General features: G+C 63.3%; 8 protein-coding genes. 3 read left to right on the forward strand and 5 right to left on the reverse strand.

What is annotated here, in order from left to right; all coding sequences use genetic code 11:
• Positions 1-267 precede the first annotated feature (267 nt).
• Positions 268-1,254, forward strand: coding sequence for a glutathione S-transferase family protein (locus LB572_RS29715; RefSeq protein WP_224670234.1), 987 nt, complete (start codon positions 268-270; stop codon positions 1,252-1,254).
• A gap of 20 nt (positions 1,255-1,274) precedes the next feature.
• Here LB572_RS29715 and LB572_RS29720 read toward each other — a convergent pair whose 3' ends face one another.
• Together LB572_RS29720 and LB572_RS29725 are read right to left on the reverse strand one after the other, a co-directional pair.
• Complete coding sequence (locus LB572_RS29720) at positions 1,275-1,757, reverse strand: ABZJ_00895 family protein (RefSeq protein WP_140806586.1); 483 nt, start codon at positions 1,755-1,757, stop codon at positions 1,275-1,277.
• Between the two features lie 72 nt (positions 1,758-1,829).
• Positions 1,830-2,333 (reverse strand): NUDIX domain-containing protein, encoded by a 504-nt coding sequence (locus tag LB572_RS29725; protein WP_140806587.1) that lies wholly within the window; start codon positions 2,331-2,333, stop codon positions 1,830-1,832.
• Between the two features lie 68 nt (positions 2,334-2,401).
• Here LB572_RS29725 and LB572_RS29730 point away from each other — a divergent pair, with 68 nt between their 5' ends.
• On the forward strand, positions 2,402-3,337 hold the full coding sequence (locus LB572_RS29730) for a metallophosphoesterase family protein (protein ID WP_140806588.1): 936 nt from the start codon (positions 2,402-2,404) through the stop codon (positions 3,335-3,337).
• Here the strand turns inward: LB572_RS29730 and LB572_RS29735 are convergent.
• Positions 3,327-3,947, reverse strand: a complete 621-nt coding sequence (locus LB572_RS29735) for a hypothetical protein (protein ID WP_224670235.1) — start codon at positions 3,945-3,947, stop codon at positions 3,327-3,329. The two genes, LB572_RS29730 and LB572_RS29735, sit on opposite strands and share 11 nt — an antisense overlap.
• A gap of 135 nt (positions 3,948-4,082) precedes the next feature.
• Positions 4,083-4,838 carry an alpha/beta fold hydrolase gene (locus LB572_RS29740; RefSeq protein ID WP_224670245.1) on the reverse strand — a complete coding sequence of 252 codons (756 nt, stop codon included), beginning with the start codon at positions 4,836-4,838 and terminating at the stop codon, positions 4,083-4,085.
• Between LB572_RS29740 and LB572_RS29745 the strand changes: the two genes are divergently transcribed.
• On the forward strand, positions 4,734-4,967 hold the full coding sequence (locus LB572_RS29745) for a hypothetical protein (protein WP_224670246.1): 234 nt from the start codon (positions 4,734-4,736) through the stop codon (positions 4,965-4,967). The genes LB572_RS29740 and LB572_RS29745 overlap by 105 nt on opposite strands.
• A 136-nt stretch (positions 4,968-5,103) precedes the next feature.
• On the opposite strand, the gene LB572_RS29750 is transcribed toward LB572_RS29745, so the two are convergent.
• Positions 5,104-6,891 carry a tetratricopeptide repeat protein gene (locus tag LB572_RS29750; RefSeq protein WP_224670236.1) on the reverse strand — a complete coding sequence of 596 codons (1,788 nt, stop codon included), beginning with the start codon at positions 6,889-6,891 and terminating at the stop codon, positions 5,104-5,106.
• Between the last annotated feature and the right edge of the window lie 173 nt (positions 6,892-7,064).

Genomic DNA, 7,064 nt, shown 5'->3' on the forward strand with positions numbered 1-7,064 from the left:
CGGCAGCGTTCGCCAGTCAGCGCTTGTTAAGCGCGGGCGCCCTTTCGTCGTCGGTCGAACCGGATAGAGGCAAAGTCGAACATGGGCGCTTCCGCTAGCACCAATTTTGTGCCGCCGCAATCGGTGCTTTCCGGCTTTCTTTGCGTCGCACGGGGAACTTGTCCGTCTCTGGACCGGTTCGTCATTTGACGAACTGTTCAGCGCCTGGGGGGCTTCGCCAAGCCGATCATGGGCCTAGATAAATTCGAACCGCAGGGAGATTTCCGCATGGGATTGTTGATTGAAGGCAGATGGCAGGATCGCGCGCCCAATACCGACAGCGGCGGCCGGTTCGTGCGAACGGAGTCGCAATGGCGTGACTGGATCACGCGCGACGGCAGGCCGGCGGAAGGCCGCACGCGAGGCTTCAAGGCGGAACCCGGCCGCTATCACCTCTATGTGTCGCTCGCCTGCCCATGGGCACATCGCACGCTGATCTTCCGCGCCCTGAAGAAGCTGGAAGGCATCATCTCCGTGTCCGTGGTGCACCACTTCATGGGCGAAAACGGCTGGACCTTCAAAGCCGAGGACGGCGCCACCGGGGACACGCTCTACGGCCTCGATTTCCTGCACCAGATCTATGCCAAGGCCGATCCGGCCTACTCAGGCCGCGTGACCGTGCCGGTGCTGTGGGACAAAAGGCAAGAGACGATCGTCAACAACGAATCCTCCGAGATCATCCGCATGCTCAATTCCGCCTTCGACGAATGGGGCGAGGCGGGTCTCGACTTCTACCCGGCGGCGCTGCGCGCACAGATCGACAGGATCAACGCGCTGGTCTATCCGGCGATCAACAACGGCGTCTATCGCGCCGGCTTCGCCACCGCGCAGAAAGCCTATGAGGAAGCGTTCGGCGAATTGTTCTTAGCGCTCGATACGATCGAGGAGCGGCTTTCGAAGCAGCGCTATCTGACCGGCGAGCACATCACCGAGGCCGACTGGCGGTTGTTCACGACGCTGGTTCGTTTCGATCCGGTCTATGTCGGCCACTTCAAATGCAATTTGCGCCGCATCGCCGACTATCCGAATCTGTCCAACTATCTGCGCGATCTCTATCAGGTGCCCGGCGTCTCGGGCACGGTCAACCTGCATCACATCAAGGCGCACTATTACGGCAGCCACAGATCGATCAATCCAACGGGAATCGTTCCGGTGGGGCCGGAGCTTGATTACGCGGCATCGCATGATCGGGGCAGGTTCAGGAAGGCAGCATGAAGCTGCCTGGCGATGAAAGCCTATCGGAAAGGCTCGGTGTCGAGTTGAGCCTGCCTCTTGCTGTGGGCCTTCAAAAGAGTTTTGCCGAACCGGCTGGAAAAGCCGATAGCGTTGACGCAAAGTCCGAAAATCGTACCGATAATCAGCAGAATGATCCAAATCTTGGCGGGAACGTCGCTTGCGCTTCCCGGTGCGGCTCCTGCCGCAATTGAAAACAACATCATGACTGCTGAAAACAGCACGGTGGCCACCGTTGAAAGAAAGACCACCTTCCAATACTCGCTCCGGTCAAAAAGCCTGCCGTTGCGCCTTATGAAGACCGAATATGCGGCAAGCGTGGATGCGAAAATCATCACGAAGCTGGCTGCCGTGTTCGCCTTTTCGACCAAATCAGGAGCAATATAACCAACCGTCGCCCATATTGCCGTCAATATCATTGTGGTCACAATGTAAATGGCAACGCAGGGCCATACATTGGCTGGCTTGGTGGTTTCCGCTGCCATGCAGACGCCTCCAGCGATCTATAAACGCGATTGCGTTATTGATCCCCTGAAGAAGATCACGTCTTCTTGAAATCACCAATAGGGCGATACACGTTCTCCGCTAAATATTTCTTCGATTCTTCGCCTCGTCGCCGAGGTCGCATCTTCCGGCAAGCGATCGAGCGGGAAGAAGCCGGCTTCGGCGATCTCATGGTCCGGCAATTTCGGCGCCGTCTGGCTGAAGGCTTCAATCAAGTAGAAGCCGACATGGTCGCGTCTGCTGGAGCGGCGGTTGAAATGCATCGACTTCAGCACCGGCGGGGCGGTCAGCGCGATGTTGCCTTCCTCGGCAAGCTCGCGCGCCAGCGCTTCTTCGAGCGTCTCGCCGGCTTCGACGCCGCCGCCCGGCAACTGCCAGCCGGGGACATAGGTGTGGCGGATCAGGAAGACGGAATTGGAGGGGCGGTCATAGATCAGGCCGCGCACGCCGAGCGTCATCGGACGGCGCAGCAGGAAGAAAAGATGGAACAGCCTTGCCCGCAGGCCCGGCCAGCCGGTCTGACGGAACGCTTCCTCGGGATCGGCCGCGCCACTCATCCGACCATCGCCGAACGAACAGCAAAGGGTGAGTGGAAAGCCAGGCTTGCGTCGCTTAAGAAGGAGGAATGTTCAGGCTTGCGCATATTTCCGACGCTCATCTGGGACCGCTGCCCGATGTAACCTATCGCGACCTCGCGTCCAAGCGCGTGCTGGGCTACGTCAACTGGCAGCGCAACCGACGCCGCCATATGCATGACGCAGTGATCGACACCATTGTCGCCGACATCAAGGCGAACGCGCCGGACCATCTCGCCGTCACGGGAGACCTCGTCAATCTGGCGCTCGACGGCGAGATCGAGATGGCCAAGCACTGGCTGGAGACGCTTGGATCGCCGCACGACGTTTCCGTGGTCCCCGGCAATCACGATGCCTATGTGCCGGGCGCCTTCGACAAGGTTTGCCGGGCATGGGCTCCGTGGATGACGGGCGACGGCGTCAACAGTCCGGTCGACCGCAATTCCTTTCCGTATCTGCGCGTGCGCGGCAATGTCGCGCTGATCGGCGTCACCACGGCGCGCGCCACCGCGCCCTTCATGGCCAACGGCTTCTTCATGGAGGGGCAGGCCGAGCGGCTCGGCAAGGTTCTCGACGACGCGGCGAAAAAAGGGCTGTTCCGCGCCATCATGATCCACCACCCGCCGGTGCGCGGCGCCGTCACGCAGCATAAGCGGCTGTTCGGCATCGCCCGTTTCCACAAGGTGATTCGCCGTCATGGCGCGGAGCTGGTCCTGCACGGCCATTCGCATCTGCCGTCCTTGTTCACCATCGGAGCACGTGGCGCCAAGGTGCCCGTCGTCGGGGTTGCCGCCGCGGGCCAGGCGCCGGGCGGCAAGCATCCGGCCGCCCAGTACAATCTGTTCGAGATCGACGGCGAAAAGGGCGCTTGGCGCGCGCGCTTGACGCGGCGCGGCCTGACCGGGCCGGCGCTGCCGCCATCGGACCTGCAGGTCACGGATATCGAGGTGCCGGCCGTGAAGGACCGTGAACTCGTCAGAAGCTGATCTTCATATGCGCGATGCGGTCCCAGAACATCGCCAGCGAAACCGCCAGGCCGACAAGGGCGCCGGCGGCGATCAGGCCGAGGCCGGCGAAGAAGGTCGTCCAGCCGTTGCTGCGTCGGATTTCGGATTGGATGGGCGGCTCCGCTTCCCGGACAACGGGGCGATGCAGGCCGGGAACGGCGCTCTCCATGCTCCCTTCCATCATGCGCTGCCGCTCGACGACACGTTCCGCCACATAGCGCGTCACCGCATCGGCGGCGGCTTTCATCTCGGTCGATTCGGCCAGCACCACACGGCCGACGCGCGTATCCTTGAGGAAGCGGTAGGTGCGGCGGTCGCGTCCCATGGCGACATGGCTCACCGCGTCGATCCATAGCCGCGGCTGCAGGCCGGACGAGACGGCGAAGTCGAAGCTGTCCATGTCGGCCGGGACATCGGCAAAGACCGGGGCAAGCTCGGTTGCCAGGAGATCGAGCCGCATGCGGTGCGCGTCGCGCATCTCCACAATCACATCGTCGCGGTCGGCGAAGGCGTTCTTGACGTCGCGTACCGCGTCGGCGAGCTTCCGCGACGGCTCGATCGGGGTGATTTTGTCGCCTGCATCCTTCATGGCGGCTGCCTCGCTGTTGGTTAACAGCGAGTTAACACAATCGCCGGCAAAATGCACTGCCGACGACGGCCCATGCGATTGCCGCGGTCCGGCGGAAGAGGGTTACGGATATTCTTCGGGGGCGGTCCGGAGAGATCAGCTCGCCGCCGCGCCCAGCGGCGGACGCAACCGCCTGCCGCGCCGTCGCGTGTTGCGACGCACGACCTCGGCAACAAGGTCCGGAGCTTCCTCGACCAGCATATGACCCGCGCCGAGAACATGGTGCAGATGGAAATGCGACGGCAGCGCCTCGGCCTGCTCGACCGGCAGCAGCGGATCCTCCGTTCCCCAGGCAACCATCACCCGCATGCCGAGCGTGTCCAGCTGCGCGCGGGGGATGACGCCTTGCCGGTCGTCCCTCGTCATCGCGGCCGCCATGTCGATCAGGGTCTGCAACTGGCCCGGCTGTTTGCGCATCCGGCACAGTGCATCCACCACGTGATCGGGCGGCCCGCTGCGCGGACCCGACATGGCCGCAAGGCTGGCGCGGATCTGTTTCCTGCCGGCCGCGGCGGCGTAGCGGCGCAGCAAGGCTGCGTTGATTTCCGGGCCGAAGCCGCCGGGCGCCAACAGAGTGAGCGAGGCAATCCTGTCGGGGTCGGCAAGCGCCATCAATGTCGCGATCGCGCCGCCCATGGAGTGACCGACGAGATGAACCTTGCCCAACTGGCGCGCGGCTAGATCGGCCAGGATGGCCCGCGCGGCCGGCTTGGCGCCGCCCATGCCTTCGCATTCCAGTGATTGTCCATGGCCCGGCAGATCGTAGGCAAGCATTCTCGCTTCCGCCGCCAGCGATGCCACGACGTCACGCCAGATCTCACGGCAAGCCCCGAAGCCGTGCAGAAAGACGATCGTCTTCGGGCCAGCGCCGCCTTCGACGGCATAAGGGAATGGAAGCATGAAAAATGGTGGAGTGAGCAAGACGGGCAACAATCGCAAATTGTGGCTGAATTGCTCCCGAACCAGACCGATGGCCAGTAAAATCTTTGCGACCGCAGCGCCCCGTCGGGCGCCCGGCGCGCAACCATGTCCCAATATTCGCATATTTGCCGGATCGCAGCGTCATATTTTGCGCGCTGCAGCGATCGGGTGGCCCAAACGAAAGCGGAAACTGTGTTTAGCTCGGGTTGCCGATCCCGGCGGCCCGCAAGGACTGCACCAGCCGATCGGTGAGATCGCCGGGGTATTTGCGATCGACGAATGTCGCGCGCGGGTTGGCGGCGAAGTTCGGGAATTCGGCGGTGAGCTCGTTGGCAATCTCGCCCGCCAGCTTGTCGCGGCCCGAAATCCTGGCGCCGATCAGGCGCGCGGCGAGGTAATGCGACTTCGATGTCGTCGTGCGCAGCGACTCGCTGGCGATCGCGGCCTTCTTCATATCGCCCTGCATGAAGGCTCCGACGAACAGGCCATAATCCCACCAGGTCGGATGGCCGCTGAAGGCTTCCACCGCGTGGCCCAGGATCGGCGTTCCCTCATCATATTTGCCGGCGAAGATGAGCCCGTAGCCATAGGCGGCGGCCATGCCGAGATCATACGGGTTGAGCTCGTAGGCCTTTCGCATCAACCGGATGGCCTCGTCCGTGTTGCCGAGGCGAGAGTTGAGATAGCCTAAGGCGCGATGCGCGTGCGGGCTCGTCGGCCCCATCTGGACGGCGCGGTGCGCAAGCGACATGGCCTTTTCGAGCGTCGCTTCCGGCGGATAGGCATAGTGGGAGTTGACGGCCTCCACGTGAAGCGAGGCCAACTCCGCGTAGACAAGCGACGATTTGGTGCCTTCGCCGACAAGCTTCTCCAGGCAGCGATAGGCAATCTCGTGCGTCTGGGCGCTCATGTCGAGATAATAGCGGTCGTCGAGCACCAGGCATCCGATCTGGCTGGTCCGGATGTCGCTCTGGTCGATGTAGCTGTAGATCGCGCCCGAAGCGGGAACGGTCGAGGTGAGAAGGCTGGCGATGTTGCTTTCAACCGCACCGGGGGCGCTTTCGGCCGATGTCAGGTTGCGCGACAGGAGAACCCGCCCGGTCGCGACGCTCTGCAATTCGACCGTGACGTCGCCGGCAGCGGGCCCGGGAACAATTTCGAAAACGAAACTGATCGGATCGGCGGATTGATCGCGCGTCGAATCCGCGTCGCGTCCGATGAAATCGATGGTGTCGAAACCCGCGAGCCCGGCGCGCAGCGACGACGCGACGCGCGTCGCCTCCGCTCCATCGGCTTTCACCGCAATGTAGATCAGCGGCAGGGAGTCGAATGCCGGCTGGGCGGCGGCGCCGGCTAGGCGCGCCGTTTCAACCGTCGCGGTCGTGTCGCCGCCGTTGAGGAAGGCATTGCTTTGACGCACGATGAGCACACCGAGCATGGCAATGACCAGGACCATAGCAGCCCAGAAGAAGCGTAGCTGCCATGTGAGCGACCGCGAAGGCGCCATCGGCGCCATCAGCGCCGCAGGCTCGCCGGGCGTCGGGCCATCGAGATATTCAGCCGAAGCCGGAGCGGCATCGGCCGATGCGTCGGGTCGCGCGATGGTACCGGAGGCGGCCCTGGCCCCGCCTGGCAGACGGATCGCGTTCAGCTCATAGGAAGGGACATAACCGCCGCGCGGGATCGCGATGCGCACCGGCTCGGCGACACCTTCATTGGCGAAATACTGCTCCAGGAGCTCGCGCAGGCGACCGGCCTGGACCCTGACCACGGCATCGGTGGAGGCGTCGAAATCGCCGTCCTTGCCGAAGACGTCCATGGCGATGGAAACGCCCTTCAGCCTGTCCGCCTCGCCAGCCTGCTCGCGTTCGACGAGATAGCGTAAAAGCCTGCGCGCACGTTCGGAGCGTCCGAACGTTTCGCTGGCAAGCAGTCGCTCCAATGTCTCGCGCACTGCGGGGGCGGCAGGCGGGGCATGCTCCAAGTGTCGATCCTTCCGAAGTCGGCACAGGTTAGGGCGCGATAATATAGCGCTCGCGCCGGCGCACAAGGATGCTTCTATTATGCGATCGCGTAAGCCACCGGAAATTCCTCCGGCGGTTAACGAATGGCAGGATCTCGCGTCTGTCGTTGAAGCGGGGGGGGGGGGGGGGGGGG

Source organism: Mesorhizobium sp. BH1-1-5, from assembly GCF_020165615.1.
GTDB lineage: Bacteria > Pseudomonadota > Alphaproteobacteria > Rhizobiales > Rhizobiaceae > Mesorhizobium.